This is a genomic window from Burkholderia sp. Bp9099, assembly GCF_003857805.1.
Classification (GTDB): domain Bacteria; phylum Pseudomonadota; class Gammaproteobacteria; order Burkholderiales; family Burkholderiaceae; genus Burkholderia.
Genome location: NZ_QTPU01000096.1, coordinates 1 through 910, shown reverse-complemented (window position 1 = coordinate 910; position 910 = coordinate 1). Strand labels below are relative to the sequence as shown.

Annotated in this window: 1 protein-coding gene; it reads right to left on the bottom strand. The window is 65.9% G+C overall.

The features are described 5' to 3' along the window. Nucleotides 1-910 (bottom strand): c-type cytochrome biogenesis protein CcsB (ccsB, locus tag DIE17_RS37050; RefSeq protein ID WP_124492254.1); only part of this gene is annotated, 910 nt, incomplete at both ends.

The window sequence follows — 910 nt, the reverse complement described above, 5'->3', positions numbered from 1 at the left end:
GCGCCGCGCAGGCCCTTCATCAGGCGCATGTGCAGCCAGGCCGCGTAGTTGAGCCACACGATCAGCGCCCAGGTTTCCTTCGGGTCCCAGCTCCAGTAGCCGCCCCATGCTTCGGCGGCCCACAGCGCGCCGAGAATCGTCGCGATCGTGAAGAACGCGAAGCCGACCGCGATCGACTTGTACATCACGTCGTCGAGCACCTCGAGCGTCGGCAGGCGATCGGCGAGCACGCCGCGCTCCTTCATCAGGTATGCGACCGACACCATCGCCGACAGCGCGAAGCTGCCGTAGCCGATGAAGTTCGCCGGCACGTGGATCTTCATCCACCAGCTCTGCAGCGCCGGCACGAGCGGCTGGATCTGCTGCGCGTCGCGTGCGACCGAGTACCACATCAGGAAGCCGACGGCCGCGCTGATGACCAGCAGCACGAACGCGCCGAGCGCGCGCGTGCCGTAGTGGCCTTCGTAATACAGGTAGAGCAGCGCGGTGATCAGGCTGAACAGCACGAACACTTCGTACAGGTTCGACACCGGGATATGCCCGACGTCGGCGCCGATCAGGTAGGACTCGTACCAGCGCACCATCAGGCCGGTGAAGCCCATCAGCACGGCGACCCACGTGAGCTTCTGGCCGATCGCGGCGCCCGACTCCGAGCGCGCGAGCAGACCGATCCAGTAGAAGATCGTCGCGAGCACGAACAGCGCGCTCATCCACAGGATCGCGGACTGGCTCGACAGGAAGTACTTGAGGAAGAACGCCGCATCGGCGCGCGCGAGATCGCCCTGGTAGATCTGGATCGACAGCAGCGAGAGCGCGGCGATCGACGCCATCATCAGCCGCGCGGGCTTCCAGCGCCAGCCGAGCACGACGAGCGCCGGCACGGTGCCGATCATCACCGCCTTGTCGTAGT